The sequence below is a fragment of the Shewanella sp. DW31 genome (assembly GCF_015767295.1).
GTDB classification, from domain to species: domain Bacteria; phylum Pseudomonadota; class Gammaproteobacteria; order Enterobacterales; family Shewanellaceae; genus Shewanella; species Shewanella oncorhynchi.
Window position 1 is genome coordinate 199,757 of the sequence record NZ_JADWMP020000001.1, and the last position, 17,128, is coordinate 216,884.

General features: G+C 46.3%; 12 protein-coding genes. 3 read left to right on the forward strand and 9 right to left on the reverse strand.

The annotated features are described in order from the left end of the window. Nucleotides 1-91: 91 nt before the first annotated feature. Complete coding sequence (gene cydC, locus GWI56_RS00820; RefSeq protein ID WP_168822540.1) at nt 92-1,843, reverse strand: cysteine/glutathione ABC transporter ATP-binding protein/permease CydC; 1,752 nt, start codon at nt 1,841-1,843, stop codon at nt 92-94. Beyond that, nucleotides 1,840-3,789, reverse strand: coding sequence for a cysteine/glutathione ABC transporter permease/ATP-binding protein CydD (gene cydD / locus GWI56_RS00825; RefSeq protein WP_198571864.1), 1,950 nt, complete (start codon nt 3,787-3,789; stop codon nt 1,840-1,842). Before cydD ends, cydC begins: the two co-directional genes overlap by 4 nt. A gap of 283 nt (nt 3,790-4,072) precedes the next feature. Here cydD and GWI56_RS00830 point away from each other — a divergent pair, with 283 nt between their 5' ends. Next, a complete protein-coding gene (locus GWI56_RS00830) occupies nt 4,073-4,591 on the forward strand; it encodes a prepilin-type N-terminal cleavage/methylation domain-containing protein (RefSeq protein ID WP_113939039.1) in 519 nt (172 codons plus the stop codon). A 135-nt stretch (nt 4,592-4,726) separates the two neighbouring features. On the opposite strand, the gene GWI56_RS00835 is transcribed toward GWI56_RS00830, so the two are convergent. Then, entirely contained in the window at nt 4,727-5,773 is a 1,047-nt protein-coding gene (locus GWI56_RS00835) for a DUF3626 domain-containing protein (RefSeq protein WP_198571865.1), read from the reverse strand. Nucleotides 5,774-6,406: 633 nt separating this feature from the next. On the opposite strand from GWI56_RS00835, the gene GWI56_RS00840 reads away from it, so the two are divergent. Next, nucleotides 6,407-7,951 carry a DEAD/DEAH box helicase gene (locus GWI56_RS00840; protein WP_198571866.1) on the forward strand — a complete coding sequence of 515 codons (1,545 nt, stop codon included), beginning with the start codon at nt 6,407-6,409 and terminating at the stop codon, nt 7,949-7,951. Between the two features lie 240 nt (nt 7,952-8,191). Here GWI56_RS00840 and GWI56_RS00845 read toward each other — a convergent pair whose 3' ends face one another. From GWI56_RS00845 to GWI56_RS00855, 3 genes are all read right to left on the reverse strand, one after another. Beyond that, nucleotides 8,192-9,265, reverse strand: a complete 1,074-nt coding sequence (locus tag GWI56_RS00845) for a hypothetical protein (protein ID WP_198571867.1) — start codon at nt 9,263-9,265, stop codon at nt 8,192-8,194. Between the two features lie 288 nt (nt 9,266-9,553). Then, nucleotides 9,554-10,930: an ATP-dependent RNA helicase DbpA gene (gene dbpA / locus GWI56_RS00850; RefSeq protein WP_198572028.1), complete on the reverse strand. Its 1,377-nt coding sequence runs from the start codon at nt 10,928-10,930 to the stop codon at nt 9,554-9,556. 337 nt (nt 10,931-11,267) lie between these two features. Continuing rightward, nucleotides 11,268-12,125 carry a pirin family protein gene (locus tag GWI56_RS00855; RefSeq protein ID WP_198571868.1) on the reverse strand — a complete coding sequence of 286 codons (858 nt, stop codon included), beginning with the start codon at nt 12,123-12,125 and terminating at the stop codon, nt 11,268-11,270. 650 nt (nt 12,126-12,775) lie between these two features. On the opposite strand from GWI56_RS00855, the gene GWI56_RS00860 reads away from it, so the two are divergent. After that, on the forward strand, nt 12,776-13,327 hold the full coding sequence (locus GWI56_RS00860; protein WP_198571869.1) for an outer membrane beta-barrel protein: 552 nt from the start codon (nt 12,776-12,778) through the stop codon (nt 13,325-13,327). A 367-nt stretch (nt 13,328-13,694) separates the two neighbouring features. On the opposite strand, the gene prmC is transcribed toward GWI56_RS00860, so the two are convergent. The 3 genes from prmC to hemA are packed head-to-tail and all read right to left on the reverse strand — an operon-like array spanning nt 13,695 to nt 16,902. Next, the gene (gene prmC / locus GWI56_RS00865; protein ID WP_198571870.1) at nt 13,695-14,543 is read right to left on the reverse strand and encodes a peptide chain release factor N(5)-glutamine methyltransferase; all 849 of its coding nucleotides are present in this window, start codon (nt 14,541-14,543) and stop codon (nt 13,695-13,697) included. 2 nt (nt 14,544-14,545) lie between these two features. Continuing rightward, complete coding sequence (gene prfA / locus GWI56_RS00870; protein WP_131523734.1) at nt 14,546-15,637, reverse strand: peptide chain release factor 1; 1,092 nt, start codon at nt 15,635-15,637, stop codon at nt 14,546-14,548. Nucleotides 15,638-15,651: 14 nt separating this feature from the next. Then, complete coding sequence (hemA, locus tag GWI56_RS00875) at nt 15,652-16,902, reverse strand: glutamyl-tRNA reductase (protein ID WP_028761678.1); 1,251 nt, start codon at nt 16,900-16,902, stop codon at nt 15,652-15,654. Nucleotides 16,903-17,128: the final 226 nt, after the last annotated feature.

A 17,128-nucleotide genomic window follows, 5' to 3' on the forward strand; every position in this document is an offset into this window, starting at 1 on the left:
AGATTCATATCCGCTTTTAATGGGTAAAATATATCGCTATTTATAATATTGAGCGCCAACGTCTTAATTCCAAAAGATTAAATCCAAAACCTTAAGCGAGTCTTTGGTACAAGGCCTGATACTCTGCACTGTCTTCAATTAAGCTCTGGTGAGTACCAGACGCAATAATCTTCCCCTGACCGAGTAAATGAATTTGATCCATCTTCGCCATAGCCGTTAAACGATGGCTAATCATCAGCAAGGTTTTATCCTGAGCAAATTCAAACAGTAAACTTAAAATTTCCCGCTCGGTGCGTTTATCTAGCCCTTCTGTTGGCTCATCGAGCAATAACAGCGGCGCATCACGCAGCAGCGCCCTAGCAACACCAATTCGGCGCTGCTCACCACCCGAAAGCTGACGTCCACCTTCACCAATCCACATATCCAGCGGCTTATCACCCGTGAGTAAAGCGCCAAGTCCAACCCGCTGTAACACATCAATCAAGCGTGCGTCGTGGGCCGTGCGTTTCTCGCCCTCGATAACAGGTAAGGCTAATACTAAGTTTTCCCGCAAAGTACCTGCAAACAAATAGATGCGTTGACTAATCACAGTAATCGCATCCCTAAGACCGCGCTCGCTGTACTCTGAAAGTGCATGACCATCGAGCTTGATGTGCCCTTGCTGCGCTTGCCATTCTCGGGTAATCAGCGTCAATAAGCTCGACTTACCGCAACCCGTTGGCCCAAGTAACGCGACTTTTTGCCCCGCTTTTATCTCAAGGGACAAACCTTGCAGCACGTTTTGATCGTCTCGATAACCAAAGTGGATATCTTCAATCTGTAATGCGCCAGATTTTGCCCTCAGGCCAGTATCGACAGCAAATTGAATATCGGCCTTTTGTTCGGTGATTTCATTAATTCGCGTTGCGGCCAATACGCAGCCTGACAAATGCTGAAACGCGCCCGCGATCGGCATCATCATCTCGACGCAGGCCATAGTCGCAAACACCATAAGTGCAAACATGGGCCCCGGCGGCACGGCATCACCCACACCTTGAGCGGCTAAATAAAGCATCATGATCAAGGCTGAGCCCGTGGAGAGGATCAACATGGCTTGGCTGAGAGCAGTGATATTGGCCATCGCGCTTTGGCTACGAAAAAGTGCAATTTCAGCATCATTCAGTTTTTGCCTGAATCTGTCGTTCGCGCCAAATAGGCTAAGTTCGGCTTGGCCTTGCAACATATCCAGCAACTGCACCCGATAATGACGCTTGGTTTCGAGCATAGTCCGGCTCGGCGCGTGTCCAAGGCGATAAAATAGCAGTGGCATCACCAGCCAAACAGCGACTAAAAATAGGCAAAGACTCAGGGCCAGCTTGGCATCGAACCAAGCAAGAAACAGATACAAGAGCCCCGTCATCAGAAGGGATGCCGCCATAGGCGTTAGCAGTCGCAGGTAAAGATGATCTAGGGTATCGATATCGGCAACCAAGCGATTGAGCATGTCGCCACGGCGCAGACCTTGCAGATTTTTAGCACTTAGCGGCAAGAGTTTACGCCACGCCCAAACACGAAGTTCAGTCAACAACTTAAAGGTTGCCTCATGGGTCGCTAAACGCTCGCCATAACGACTAGCGGTTCGGGCAATTGATAAGAAACGTACCCCGCCAGCGGGAGTGAAAAAGTTAAAGGACTGCGCCGTGACTATTGTCAAACCCGCGACCGCGGTAGCGGAAAGAAACCAGCCCGAAAGTGACAGTAAACCTATGCCAGCCATCAAAGTAATAATGGTCAGCAGCAAGCCCACGGACATCATCAGCCATTGACGCGAGAACAATCGAATAAAGGGGATCAGCACTTTCATTGGGCATCTCCTTTAGTGGACTCGGCGGCAATGTCGAGTGGAGCGTCACTATCAAGCTGCGTCTCACTTGCGCTGGCCGATAACGGTACAAGTTCAATATCCGCCACGGACTCAATATTCTCGCGCAGTAAAGTTTGGAATAAGCCGTTTGTGTTAGACAAAGTGGTGTAATCGCCCCGCTGCACTATCAAGCCTTTATCGAGCACAAGAATAGTATCCATTTGATCTAACTGATCTAATCTGTGGGTCACCATGATGCACATCTTACCCGCCATGGCGCGATTCAGCGCAGAACTCACCGCCTGCTCACTCTGGCTATCTAAACTGGCTGTGGGTTCATCGAGGACAAACAAACTCGCCTGCTGCCCAAGCGCCCTTGCTAAAGCAATACGTTGAGCTTGGCCGACGGATAAACCGGAAGATTGCTCACCGACCAGCGCATCTAAACCCAGTGGTTGCGCCTTAACGAAGTCACTGATATTGGCCTCAGCCAGTAAGTGCCACAGCGTATCGTCGGGCAGAGTGGGGTCGGCTAAGGCCACGTTATCCCGCACTGTGCCATGAAATAACTGCGGTTCCTGTCCAAGCCAAGCTAAGTGCTGTCGCCGATGGGCTAAGTCTAATGCGGATAACTCATGGCCATTAATCAACAAATGGCCCTTGTAGGGTAAAAATCCCAATAAGGCGTTGAGTAAACTGGTTTTACCCGCTCCGCTCGGACCAACTAAAGCTAAGCGTTCACCCTCTTTTAACTCAAAACTCAGCGGGCCAAGCAAACGCGTGCCATCGACACTGAACACCTCAAAATTGTCGGCACTCAGCGTCTCTATGCTATTGATACGGACGTGGCCGGCAAATTCAGGTTCCGGATGTTCGAGCAAGGTAATCAAAGCTTCTGCCGCGCCTATAGCCTGCGCCTTAGCATGGTAATGAGTCCCCATGTCGCGCAACGGTTGATAAAACTCAGGAGCTAAAATCAGAATAAATAGCCCAGTAAATAAGCTGAAAGGAATACCGCCCATGTCAGGATCTGTACTTGAACTAATATTGGCATGGGCGCCATAATAGCCAAAATCTAAGTGACCTAAGTAACTGAAACCAAAGTAAACCGCCAGCACAGCAATCGAAACCGCGGCAAAAAACTCTAAGACTGCTGAGCTTAAAAAGGCCATGCGTAGCACCGACATAGTGCGGCTACGAAACTCTTCTGAAGCACTCGCGATCACCTTAAGCTCGGCATCACCACGGTGAAAAAGTTTCAACGTGCTTAAGCCTTTTAATCTATCCATAAAATGGCCGCTCAATCTTGCTAGCGCACTGAAATTTTTGCGATTCGCATCGGCAGCGCCCATGCCAACTAAGATCATAAACATAGGGATTAATGGCGCTGTGAGTAACAGGATTAAGCCTGCAGCCCAGTTAATCGGGAATACCGCCGCTAAAATGAGGATGGGAATAAAACCAGCAAGGCTGATTTGCGGAAGGTATCTGGCATAAAAATCTTGTAAATCTTCAACTTGCTCTAAGACTATGCTTGCCCAACTCCCTGCGGGTTTACCTTTAATAAATGCAGGACCTAGCTTAGTCAACTTGTCCATCACTGCCGCGCGAATATGGCCACGTAGACGCTTACCCGCCTCAAAACTGGCGCGCTCACGCCCATAAGCTAGCAAGGCACGCAGTAACATTAAGGCAATTAGCGCAATAAAATGAGGTGTATAGGTATCAATATTCACGCTGGAACTGATCGTTTGGGCATTGTCAGTTAGCGGTATAACTTGCCCTATGATCACGCCATCCAGAATCGTCGCGATAATATAAGCCTGCGCCACCATAGCGACGGCGCTTATCATCCCAAGCCATAACGACAATTTAAGGAACAGGCCACAGGCTTTTTTCTGGGCTTTAAGCCAAACAAGAAGGGATTTTTCTAACGACTTATCCATGGTGCTCCAACAAGAAAACAATTAAGCGACTCGTAGCGGGGATCGACTATCGATAACAATTCAGTTTAAGGGGCTTGCAACAGCTAAAAAGTTCCGATAGGGACGCAGTATCGCAGGCATCTACAACAGATGAAACCCTATCACAGACTTTTGCTAGCGGACTCACAAAAACAAGCTAAAGATAAATAAATCTAAGAGTTAACGGAACTTTACCTAGTACTAGCCTGATTTAAAAAACTTAGGTAGCATGAAGCTCTTTGTATTGAATGTCCTCTATCTATCTATGCCAAATAAAAATGCTGGTTTCACCCTGATTGAACTCGTTGTGGTTATTATTATTCTTGGCGTATTAGCCGTAGTAGCTGCACCTAAATTCATTAATTTACAATCAGATGCCTATAAGAGTCAGCTCTCAGGTGCACTGGCTTCGATGAAATCCGCCGTCACTTTATTCAAGGCAAAGTCGGAAATTGCTAACAGCGGCACCACGAATAGAGTCGTTTACGACGAAATCCGTGGCGAAAACTATCAGCCTTGGGCAGCCAGTACCAGCGGTATAACGCCAAGTACGGCTTACACGACTCCGCCAGAAATTTTTAAAGCGGCAGGGCTAAATGTGAATGAGTGGTCCTACCGAATTTACACCACTAACGGTACCTATGAAGTTATCGCCACACCAAAGCAAAAACTGAACCTTGCCACGCCCACAGAAGCGCAAGTCGAAGCGACAAATTGCTATATCGACTATAAATGGGAGACAACGGGCGTTCCCACTTATAAAAAAGTCGACACTGGTTGCTAGGCGACCTTAACGATAAAATATCTATATAAAAACAGCGAGTTAACCTGAGGTTATCTCGCTGTTTTATTTACGATCTAAACTCATTTTGTTGTTAATGCTTACGTTTAAAATTAAGCATTTTTAAAGAGTTCGCGCTTATTGCACTCCACCGTATTTCACTAGCACATGCCAGAGCAACTTAAGTTCATGGGCGACTTGCGCACGATTACCGCGGTCACGCCAATGCTGGGGGGAATGGTATAAATCCCGCGCCGCCACGCCTATGGCATAGGCATCGACTCTGTCTTCTATGGCAATCCGATTAGCCAGCGATGGCATAGTCGGCCCACGGAAATCACTGGGGATCTGCGCCGTATGCAGGCTAAAGCCACCATGATATTGCAGCTCAATATCATATTTATCGCAAATTTTACTTAAGCTTGCGCCAATATCAGTCCCCTTAAAACTGGGGTCCGCCACCAGCATGGCGATATCTTCATCGAGGGAAACATCTCCATGGATCTGCGCCTCTATATAATGGTCAAGATTATTCGATAGCGGCCGCTCGAAACGTGACAGCAAGGAAACATTGAGCTGATGCCCCAAATAATGGATCACATTCAGCGGCTTAAAGTCGGACTTGCCTAAGGCATAGTGACGCTCAAAACTCTCAGTCAGCAGCGCCGCTAAAATATCATCGAAACATGACAGCGTGCCTTTCTCTTTCGGATTACGATACGAGTCAAGATAACTAAAGGTTGAACGCGCCATCGCACTCGTATGAGTCAAAAAATAACAGCTTCCAAAACGTGGGGCGGGACCGTCCTGCCACATGCCCAGATCGAGTGCACCGTATTTAGGCCGAGATTTAGTGCCCTTGTATACATCACCAAAAAGCTGATTTTCCCAATGATCACGTGGGCCACCTAACTCAGGTGACAACTGACCATTGGAAATATGGGTCTCAAACTGGCTGCGGTATTGACCATCGCGCAGTAAACCTTCAGCCACAGTCATACCACGACTATCGATTCTATCGGGATGAAAATGCAGCGCAATTCGGCCACAGTTGAGCAATTGTTTAAGCGCGAGTTGCATCTCATGCATGGGGATATTTGACATCTGCTGCACATTTTTAATCACAGCAACGGCTTGTTCACTGCGTCCTCGTGCAAGGCGTTCAATATGCTGTATCGCTGTCATAATCCACCTATAAATGAGAGGCGTTTAACCGTTCCCACAATGCCTCATCCTAAAATAAACGTGAGATAAATCGCAAGCATGCAGAGAACTGCTCTTAAGCCACTCCATCTAAATGACTAAGTTAAACATGAATGACTCAGTTAAACGTGACGGTGAAAACACTCAATAATTCTTTCGCTCGGTTCATTGTTAAAAATTCAGCAAATAACATCAATCACGAACTGAACAAATAGCTAAACCAATTGCGTCATTGATCAATTCTACTCCAATCGACTTTAGTTTATACCACTCTCATTATTGTAGCGTGATCTACCGCTAACTCATTCTAACTCTAGATAAAAAATGCCTATGACTTCAATTGATATTATGAAATAAGCCTAATAGTCATCTTATTCCTTGAAATCAATTAACTTCCATAACCTCAAACTCTGCCATCTAAACTTGCGCCTAAAAGATAAGCGAGGCCGAGTGAAAGCCGCCGACAAGCGATTTATGTGCCAATATGAATGAAACCCAGCCCAAAAACCTTTATTAGATGGCACTTAAAGCCCTGATCCTGTAAGCTGCACGCCCGCCAGCAGACCTGGCTATTGACCATAAATGCAGCACAGTGTTGCCACAAGAGACCAATCTATGAGTTTTACCTCCCTGGGCTTATCAGCCCCGATACTTAAAGCCGTTGCCGAACAAGGCTACGACACACCTTCGCCAATCCAAGCTCAAGCAATTCCCGCTGTGCTTCAAGGCAAAGATGTGATGGCGGCCGCCCAAACAGGAACAGGTAAAACAGCAGGTTTCACCCTACCTATGCTCGAACTCCTGAGTAAAGGTAACCGTGCCCAAGCAGGCCAAGTGCGCGCATTAGTGTTAACTCCGACACGCGAATTGGCAGCTCAGGTTGCAGAAAGTGTTGAAACCTATGGTAAGAATTTACCACTGCGCTCAGCGGTGATATTTGGTGGCGTGCCCATAAATCCACAAATCGCGAAATTGCGCCACGGTGTCGATGTATTAGTCGCGACGCCTGGTCGATTGATGGATCTATATAATCAAAAAGCGGTGAAATTCAGCCAGCTTGAAATCTTAGTGTTAGATGAAGCCGATCGCATGCTCGACATGGGTTTTATCCGCGACATCCGTAAAATTTTGGCCATTTTACCTAAGCAACGTCAAAACCTGATGTTTTCGGCCACCTTCTCCGATGAAATTCGTGAGCTGGCCAAAGGCCTAGTCAATGATCCAGTCGAAATTTCGGTCACGCCACGTAACGCGGCAGCGACCACAGTAAAACAATGGGTTTGCCCTGTTGATAAGAGCCAAAAATCGGCACTCTTGATCCAACTCATCAAGCAAAACGATTGGCAACAAGTGTTGGTATTCTCGCGCACTAAACATGGCGCTAACCGTCTGGCGAAAAGCCTTGAAGAGGCAGGTATCAAAGCCGCCGCTATCCACGGTAACAAGAGCCAAACCGCCCGTACTAAAGCCTTGGCCGACTTTAAAAATGGTCAAGCTCGCGTACTGGTTGCAACCGATATCGCTGCCCGTGGTTTGGACATAGACCAATTGCCACAAGTGGTTAACTTCGACTTACCGAACGTGCCAGAAGATTATGTGCATCGTATCGGCCGTACTGGCCGCGCTGGCGCATCGGGTCAAGCCGTGTCACTGGTGAGCAACGAAGAAATCAAACTGCTGAACGATATCGAGCGTTTGATCAATCGCGTATTAGACCGAGAAATGGTTGAAGGCTTTAACCATGAATTGCCAGAATCACGTTTGGGTGGAGGCGGGAAAAGCAGCGGTAAATCAGTACCAAGTCGTAGAAATACCCGTAGCTCAAACCAACCTAGCTCACGCGATGGAGCTCCAAGAAGCGCCGAGCATAAAGACGGTCAACGCAGCGGTGACGTCGCGCGCGGTCACAAGCCAAACGACAAGAACCCAAGACACAGCGGCGAAGCCAGTAGCGCACCCCGTGCCGATGCCAAACCTCGTCCACCACGTTCAAACGATGGCCGAGCAAATAGCGCAGGCGCTAGTCGTCCAACTGAAAGCCGTTCAGGTGCTGGCGAGAATCGTGGCCAAGCGGGTGAGAATCCTTACGCCAATGGCCCAAAGAAAAACACCCGTCGCCCAAATAATGGTGCGAGTCGTCCAAGACACTCACAGGATTAATGCAAAAGCTAAGCGAACTTGCTTAGCGATTTAGCCGTATTAAGTCCTAAACAGAAACGCCCAACTCCGTATGGAATTGGGCGTTTTTGTTTGTCTTAGTTTGTCTTAGTTTGTCTTAGTTTGTCTTAGTTTGTCTTAGTTTGTCTTAGTTTGTCTTAGTTTGTCTTTATCGATGCTTAGCTCGTTATCTACGCTTTGAACAATCACTGCCTTAAAAACAGCCTAAAACGGCAACCTAAGTTAATTCGCCTTTGTATCTGGCAACTGCTGCAGGACTTCATCCGTAAAATAGGGTTCATCTTCAACCCAAAAAATGTAGTCTAAGCCTAGGTAGTTTTGCGCAAAATCCAACAGCTCAGGCACAGTATTCTTTTTACCCGTTTTAGGATTAATCTGCCGCAAATTACCGTCTTGCACCGCCATACCTTTCACCAGTGTCGCTGGGTAATCTTTAAGAAAGGCATAACTTTGTGCCATATGACTTTTACGGTAAGGCATCAAATCTGGGCCACCCACACCCATGTTGAGCGATTTGGCTTGCGCAAATAAGCCTCGCATATAGCCTTTGTCATTCCATGGCAGCCATTCGTCTGGCAAAAAGTTCAAATACACCATAGCGGTTGAATGCTGAAATGACTCAGCTAATACCTGCATATTCTCGCCAATCGCATCGATATAGGCTTTAGGATTAAAATCACTGGGAAAGGTGGTCGTTCCATCGGCGTTTTCAGTCCCCACATCAATTGAGCTTTCACTGAAGTTAATGCCCGCAATTTTCCCATCAAACTCTTGGCCAAGCTGACGCACCAATTGTTGATAACGTGCACGCACTGAGGGCTCCCACATTTTGGCTGACCAGCCATACTCATCATCCGTCACCTGTTTATTGGGATCACGCTCTGGTGCACTCAACATGCTTTGCTTCAACACGCCGCCTTGATAAATAGGATCATCGAGCAAATAACGCGGCACATTGACTCTGGGCGTAAAGGATTTCTCTTGCAGCTGGATCCACAATTTTTTGCCTATCGAATCGAGATACGCAATATCGGCCCTAATCGCACTGAAATCATATTCGCCCTGCTTAGGCTCTAAACTGCGCCAAGTATAAACAATCTGCGCACCGCCAAAACGGGGATCGCGCAACGCCTTGTCGGCACGAATGTTTTCTCCGTTAGCCTCACGATGGTTAATGTAGATGAAGTGCTGTAACGGTTGCGGCTCTGACTTAGACTCCGGTTGCGGCTCTGGCAGAATTGATGCAGCGCTCGCTGCGCTCAAAAAGATGCTTAGTAAAATAGTCCATCGAAACATAAATACTCCAAACCGATGCAGCCTTATCACCTGACAAAGCCGTTAATCCGCTCATTTATTTTTTACTCAGAATCACTTCTAACACAGGCAAGCTGAGGGCCATATCAATTAAGCAGACAAATACAAAGTGTTACTTAATCGCCCAATAAGATTCGCGGTGAAGTAGACACAAAGGTGTAATGACTACCACTATAAAACCCAACAAAAAAGGGAATAAACCTGAGTTTATTCCCTTTAAAAATAGAGCGAATTAAATCGAGGTACGATTCAACTCAAGCTAGGCCAAACTTACTTCATTGGCCAAGCGCGGTAAGATTTACCTTTAATACGCCCGCCAGTAATTTTGTTCAGTGCTTTCTTGGCAGCCTTACGATTAACGGCCACATAGGCGCGATAATCGGTCACTTGGATTTTACCCACCTGTGAGCCTTCGATACCGTTTTCGCCTGTCAGCGCGCCTAAGATATCCCCTGGACGCAGCTTTTCCTTCTTACCACCATCGATCTGCAGAGTGATCATGGTTGGCGCTAAAGGCGTGTTGCCGAGCAGACTTTCTGATGGTAGTGATTCGCTGGTGATTTCGCGCTCTAAATACTCTTCTAACAAGGCAATTTTGTAACCGTCTTGGTCGTTATAGAAGGTATAGGCGGCGCCTTTACTGCCCGCGCGGCCAGTACGACCGATACGGTGAATATGGACTTCGGTGTCGTAGGCAACGTGATAGTTAAACACGGCATCCAGTGCATCGATATCTAAACCACGGGCGGCAACATCGGTCGCCACTAATACACAGGCACTCTTATTAGCAAATTGCAGCAGGGTTTCGTCCCTGTCTCTTTGCTCTAAATCACCGTGCAAAGCCAATACGCTAAAGCCTAAACCTTCAAGCTCATCGGCCACTTTTTGGGTTTCGCGTTTAGTGTTACAAAACACCACAGCGCTTTCAGGCTTATGTTCTAACAACAATAATTGCAGCGCTTGCATGCGCGCCTTGTCATCGTCTAAGTGATAAAAATGCTGGGCTATGCTTAAGCTGTCGTGATTACCTTCAACTTTAACCATGCTTGGGTCATACATGATTTGCTTAGCAATCGATTGAATTTGCTCTGGGAACGTCGCGCTGAATAGCAGCGTCTGACGCTCACGAGGCGCTTGTTCGATAATCGCATCGAGGGCTGGTTGGAAACCCATTTCTAACATGCGATCGGCTTCATCGAGCACTAACATGTTGAGATTGCTTAAATCTAAGCGATTGCGATCTAAGTGATCAACGATACGACCCGGCGTACCCACAATAATGTGCGCGCCGTGTTCCAGCGAGCCAACTTGTGGCCCCATAGGCACACCGCCGCAAAGTGTCAGTACTTTAACGTTATGAATACCACGGGCAAGGGTACGGATTTCCTGTGCCACTTGGTCGGCCAACTCGCGGGTTGGGCATAACACTAAGGTTTGAATGCGAAAGCGTTTAACGTCTAACTTGTTCAGTAACCCTAAGCCAAAGGCGGCCGTTTTACCCGAGCCAGTTTTACCCTGACCTATCACATCCTGCCCCGCTAAAATGGGTGGCAAACTTTGCGCCTGAATTGGCGTCATCTCGTTGTAGCCCATAGAAGAAAGGTTCTCAAGCAGTTCGGGTTTTAGCTTAAGAGTCGAAAAAGCCATTGATGGATTAGGCTTAGTATCAGAGTTGCTCAAGGTGAATATCCTGTGGTGGGTAACGAAGCGGCTGCTAGGTTACTGAAATTGCGTTACTTATCGATTAAACTGGTCTATCAAGATTCAGGTTAGTTTTAGGCTAGCTTGAGTTTAGATTTAAGCTCTAGGCTCGCTCAACCCAAAAGCACGGCTATTGTAGCAACAAAGCGCGGCTTTTGCCTCAAGTCCTTAAGCAATAGACATAGCTTGCGTGAACAGCAACAAAAAAGCCCTGTAGGAATACAGGGCTTAAACTTAAATTGGCTTGGATTTAGAATTAGCTCAGTGCGACAGATTTAACAAATTACGCGATCTGGCCGAAACGCCCTTCTTGATAATCGCGAATCGCCTGCTGAATTTCCGCTTGGGTGTTCATCACAAAGGGACCCATCTGGACGATTTTTTCACAGATAGGTTTACCCGCAAATAGTAACATCCCAGCGCCGCGCTCATCGGCCTTAAGCTTAAGCACACTTTGGCTATCGAGCACTAAAAACTCGCCCTCATGATATGACCACTGTGAATCTTCACCCTTGCTTAAGTCACCTTGGTACAAGTACAAGGCGACAAACTCGTGTTGAGACAAATCAAGTGTGGCCTCAGCGTTTGGCGCTAGGCTCAAATCAGCAATGGCAGCTTCGCCCGCTAATCCTTGGATAGCCGCACTAATCAGTGGTTGATCTTTAAAGCCCCAATCACCCGCTAAGGCTTTTAAGTTAGCGCCAGTGTTATTAGTCGCTTCAACGCTTGCGCTACCCGCAGTATCTTGATACTTAGCTGGACGCAGCTTGTCTTTGGCGGGCATGTTGACCCAAATTTGGAATCCATGCAGACCATCAATCGCATCGGCCAGCGGCATTTCAGAGTGTACTACTCCGAACCCGGTGCTCATCCACTGCACATCGCCGGCACGAATCGCCTTCACATTACCCATTTGGTCGCGATGCTCAAAACCGCCCTTACGAATATAAGTGAAGGTCTCCATTCCGCGATGAGGATGTGCGGGGAAGCCACCGATAAAGTCTTGTTCATCATCGGATTTTATTTCGTCGATCATCAAGAAAGGATCAAATTTAGTCGTCACAAAATCGGCGACACGGCGAATATTGACCCCATCGCCATCCATCGCGGCTTTGGCGGAAAACTGACTTAATACTTTCATTGCTGCTCTCCTATCGGTTGAGCAAAGCGATACGTGAAACGCCAAGACCGTACGGCTAACACAAGACGCAAACGCTTTGCTGATGGAGGCAGAATAACAAGGAAGTTTACAAAAGAATAACGCGAAATCACGACCTAAACATTCGAAAAAATAGAACGGTATGCAGGAAGGAGCGAGTAACCTAGTGTTCTAACTGGATAATAAAATAGTGGTTTAGTTGCCAAATCTTGCACTTCGGATTTGAAATAGTGGCTATCAAAAATAGCGTTAACAAAAAAATTTAAATTATTATGGTACATAAAAATCAAACCTTAAATCTGAATGAAATAACTTCCATTCATTAAAAATGTATTTCCGCACACTGTATACAAATACAACCAACACAAAAAATACTATAAAAATCTAATTTAGTTCATTTAGAAACAATGAGGATTTAACAATAATTACTGCTTACCAAGCAAAATACATAGCGAATTACTGAAGTCTAAGAAAAAATAATAAATTATTACATTTGTTTCAATATAAACTTACTGACATCTGTCTACTTATCGGGAGACCATACGAAATAAATAAAAATCAAAACATTTACAATTAGCAACCAAATCTGTTACTTTTAGCGTTCATGGATTAATGTGATTACAGGAAGTACAATGAAACGCTTATTTATACTTTTAGCTTTACTCATTTCCACTACAGCATCTAGCGCAGACGAAACCCATGGTTTCTCTGCAGGCTTGGGTTTAGGCGCAACAGAAGACTATGGGGGCATTACCCATTATGATTTTGCCTATCGCTATCAATTCACCCCAGATTGGGGAGTAGAAGTAGGTTACACACCATTTCAAAGTGAGCCTTTTACCGCAGCAATACATGGTGTTTTTGACGATTACGTGTTGGAGAACTCTTATTCCTCTCGGCTTGCTGGCACATATACATACCAAATATCAGCAAGACATAATGCGATATTTAAGGCCGGATTATCTCAATCTAAAGCTAATTATCAATTGAATGACTACGGAAATAGTGGTGATGATGTTATTACTATAGATGAGTATTCAGACGATGGATATGGCTTATATGCCGCATTAGGTTGGCGTTGTCGTTTTTATAATGGCTTCGAAATTATGACAACATTAGCCTACCAGGATTCTGGAGTATTTGAAATGACGAGCTTCACTGTAGGAATAGGCTACAGCTTCTAAGGCTATAAATTTAAAACCTTAATGCCAGTAAATACTGGCATTATGTTTCCAATAAAAATTTAATTTAGAATTCTAGAAAAAATCCATTTTCATCATAATTAATTACGTTATTTCTATTAACGCTATATAAAATTTATAGCAAATGCTGAAGAAAAACTTCCCATTCCACAGCTGATTAAACTATATCCTATAACTATATCTCCTAAGAATAGTCATCTTATATTCACTGAAGACACTATTTTAAGAAAATACCTACACATAAAAAACGCTATTGCAGATTGGCAATAGCGTTATATTTAAGATGACAAGTTAATAAGTCTAAAGTCTCATCATTATTCTCTGGGTCATCGAATTTATTTTTAGTAACTTACTCCGCCCATTTGCCCATAGTGCATCTATCATTACTGCCAAAGTCTCGCACTGTGGCGACATTCTCGTAGCCGAGTTCGATAAGCTTAGCTCTGAGTTTTACAGCTTGCTCAAAACCATGTTCGAGCAGGATATAGCCGTTAGGCTTTAAGTAATCTCGGGCAGTGTTGGCAATATAATAAAGATCGGCAAAGCCTTCCTCGGCGGCGGTTAACGCGCTTTGGGGCTCGAAACGCACGTCACCTTGGTGCAAGTGTTCGTCTGATTCATCAATATAGGGCGGATTTGAAACGATTAAATCAAAGTCCCGTGACTTTACGGCACTGAACCAGTCACTCTGGAGAATTTCGACCTGTGGCAGCTTTAAGTTCTCGCGGTTCGCGATAGCCAAAGCCACGGCATCATCGACTTTATCGACCGCGGTGATTTGCCATGACTCACGCTCAGACGCCAACGCCAGCGCAATCGCCCCAGTGCCTGTGCCTAAATCGAGCACTTTGGCGTAGGTGGAAAGCGGCATGTTCAAGGCGGTTTCAACCAGAATTTCCGTATCAGGACGCGGGATCAAAGTGGTGTCGTTGACGATAAAAGGCAACGACCAAAATTCGCGCTCACCGACAATATGTGCCACAGGTACGCCTTTTTGGCGTTTCTGTACCATTTGCTGGAAGCGTTTCCACTGTTCAACCGTTAGGGATTTTTCAGGCCAAGTATACAAATAGCTTCGGCTTTTATTGAGGCAATATAACAACAAAACCTCTGCATCCAAATGAGCGGATTCAGAGGTTGATGCTAACTGCACATAAGCCCATTGCAGGGCTTCGGCTATGCTAGATTGATCTGACAAAATTACCCCTGCTCGTCAGCCAGTGCGGCTAACTGATCGGCTTGATGCTCTTGCATCAGAGGCAATAAAATAGCATCGAGATCGCCTTCCATTACTTCGTTCAAGCGATATAAGGTCAAGTTGATGCGGTGTTCGCTCACGCGGCCTTGCGGGAAGTTGTAAGTACGTACACGTTCGGAGCGATCGCCACTGGCAACCAGACTACGACGGGTCGATTCTTCAGCGCTACGGCGTTTTTCGTCTTCAACAGCTTGAATACGTGCGGCCAGTACACTCATGGCTTGGGCACGGTTCTTGTGTTGCGAACGTTGATCTTGGCATTCCACCACGATCCCAGTAGGAATATGGGTGATTCGAATAGCTGAGTCAGTTTTGTTAACGTGCTGACCACCTGCACCTGATGAACGATAAGTATCGACTTTCAGATCGGCTGGATTGATTGAAATCGCTTCCGCTTCAGGCACTTCGTGAAGTACCACAACAGTAACCGCTGAAGTATGCACACGTCCTTGGGATTCGGTTTCTGGCACACGCTGTACACGGTGGCCGCCGGATTCAAACTTAAGTTTGCCGTATACGCCGTCACCGCTGACCTTCATGATCACTTCTTTAAAGCCACCATGTTCACCTTCGTTACAGCTCATGATTTCAATCTGCCAGCGATTCGCTTCAGCATAACGGCTGTACATGCGGAATAAATCACCGGCAAAAATAGCCGCTTCGTCACCGCCTGCACCAGCGCGGATCTCAACGAAGGCATTTTTATCGTCGTCAGGATCTTTTGGCAATAATAGAATTTGCAATTCGTCTTCGAGCTGCTCGAGTTTGGCCTTAGCGGCTTTCATCTCTTCCTGCGCCATTTCACGCATTTCAGCATCGTCTTCTTCCAGCATTTCTTTGGCAGAATCGAGATCGGCCTGCGCTTGCTGATAGGCTTTAAAGCCAGCAACAACGTCTTCTAACTGGGCATATTCTTTCGATAACGCACGAAACCTGTCTTGATCAGAAATGACGCTAGCATCACCCAGCAAAGCCATGACTTCTTCATTGCGCTCGAGCAAGCCTTCCAGCTTGCGGATAACGGATTCCTTCATTTAACTCGCTAACCTTAGTTTTTATCTAATCCAAGCGCTGATCTTAACTGACCGAGAGTATTCAAATCGCCCTGACGACTCGCTGCCGTGAGGGCCTGTGTCGGTGCGTGGATAAGTTTGTTGGTCAGGCGATTGGCTAGTTCAATCAATACCTGCTCAGTGTCTGAGCCCTGAGCTAATTTATTCAAGGCGCGTTCCACTAACTCATCTTTTACCGCCATGCTCTGGCTGCGATACTCGCGAATACTGTCGACCGACTCTAAAGAACGGATCCAATCCATAAATAGGAAAGATTGTTCTTCAGTAATTACTTCAGCTTGCTCGGCGGCTTCTTTTCGAGAAGCCATATTCTGTTCAATAATGCTATGCAGGTCGTCCACTGTATACAGAAACGCGTCATCCAAATCGGCGACTTCCGGCTCAATATCCCGGGGAACTGCTATATCAACCAATAACATAGGTTGATGGCGACGCTGCTTTAGCGCTTTTTCGACCATGCCTTTACCTAGGATAGGCAGAGGGCTGGCGGTAGAGGATATCACGATATCGGCTTTTGGGAGATAATCTGGTATCTGCGCCAGTGTAATTGCTGTTGCGCCAAACTCCTCGCACATGCCTTGGGCACGTTCTAACGTCCGATTTGCTACGACCATTGAAGCCACGCCGTTGTCTTTAAGATGCTTCGCAACCAATTCTATGGTTTCACCTGCACCAATCAACAGTACTTTAGTGGTCGATATCGATGAGAAAATATGTTTCGCCATGCTTACCGCGGCAAATGCCACAGAAACTGCGGCGGCGCCAATTTCAGTGTCGGTGCGGACTTTCTTAGCGACTGAAAAAGTATTCTGAAAGAGTCTATCTATGGTTAGCGCAACCGTACCAGCCTCTTTGGCCTTAACGAACGCTTGCTTTACTTGACCGAGAATCTGCGGCTCACCAAGGATCAAAGAATCGAGCCCAGAGGCTACGCGCATCAAATGCCTTACGGCATCTTGACCGTGATAGTTATAGAGACAAGGTGCTACATCCTCATGATCTAGGCCGTGATATTCTTCAAGCCACGCAATAATGTCGGCCTCATCGCCGTTGTTGCAATACAACTCAGTGCGATTACAGGTCGAGACAATAACGGCTTCACCTGAGCGTGTACGACTGGCCAGACTCTTCATAGCGTCATGAATTTTGTCCGGAGAGAAGGCGACTTTCTCACGCAGGTCTACCGTGGCTGTTTTATGGTTAATACCGATTGCTACAAGGCTCATCTGACTCTTTCTAGATTCTTGGCGACTCTCTTAATAAGGGCATTCTACTGAATTGGCCCAACTAAAAACAGAATACGCTTAACAAAACCGAATAAAGGTCTAACTTCTTACCTAAATTTTCTATCAATAATAGGTAAGGCAAAATTTGCCCCAAGGGAGCAAATCTAAGTGACCGCCGATGGAAATTTTACGTTTGGCATTGGTATTCTTTCCAAGCCCTCGTATC

Excerpts from the sequence above, each read along its gene's own strand:
- GWI56_RS00860 (WP_198571869.1), top strand. The coding sequence starts at position 12,776 with ATGAAACGCTTATTTATACTTTTAGCTTTACTCATTTCCACTACAGCA.
- prfA (WP_131523734.1), bottom strand. The coding sequence starts at position 15,637 with ATGAAGGAATCCGTTATCCGCAAGCTGGAAGGCTTGCTCGAGCGCAAT.
- dbpA (WP_198572028.1), bottom strand. The coding sequence starts at position 10,930 with ATGGCTTTTTCGACTCTTAAGCTAAAACCCGAACTGCTTGAGAACCTT.
- GWI56_RS00830 (WP_113939039.1), top strand. The coding sequence starts at position 4,073 with ATGCCAAATAAAAATGCTGGTTTCACCCTGATTGAACTCGTTGTGGTT.
- hemA (WP_028761678.1), bottom strand. The coding sequence starts at position 16,902 with ATGAGCCTTGTAGCAATCGGTATTAACCATAAAACAGCCACGGTAGAC.
- GWI56_RS00840 (WP_198571866.1), top strand. The coding sequence starts at position 6,407 with ATGAGTTTTACCTCCCTGGGCTTATCAGCCCCGATACTTAAAGCCGTT.
- GWI56_RS00855 (WP_198571868.1), bottom strand. The coding sequence starts at position 12,125 with ATGAAAGTATTAAGTCAGTTTTCCGCCAAAGCCGCGATGGATGGCGAT.
- GWI56_RS00845 (WP_198571867.1), bottom strand. The coding sequence starts at position 9,265 with ATGTTTCGATGGACTATTTTACTAAGCATCTTTTTGAGCGCAGCGAGC.
- cydC (WP_168822540.1), bottom strand. The coding sequence starts at position 1,843 with ATGAAAGTGCTGATCCCCTTTATTCGATTGTTCTCGCGTCAATGGCTG.
- cydD (WP_198571864.1), bottom strand. The coding sequence starts at position 3,789 with ATGGATAAGTCGTTAGAAAAATCCCTTCTTGTTTGGCTTAAAGCCCAG.
- GWI56_RS00835 (WP_198571865.1), bottom strand. The coding sequence starts at position 5,773 with ATGACAGCGATACAGCATATTGAACGCCTTGCACGAGGACGCAGTGAA.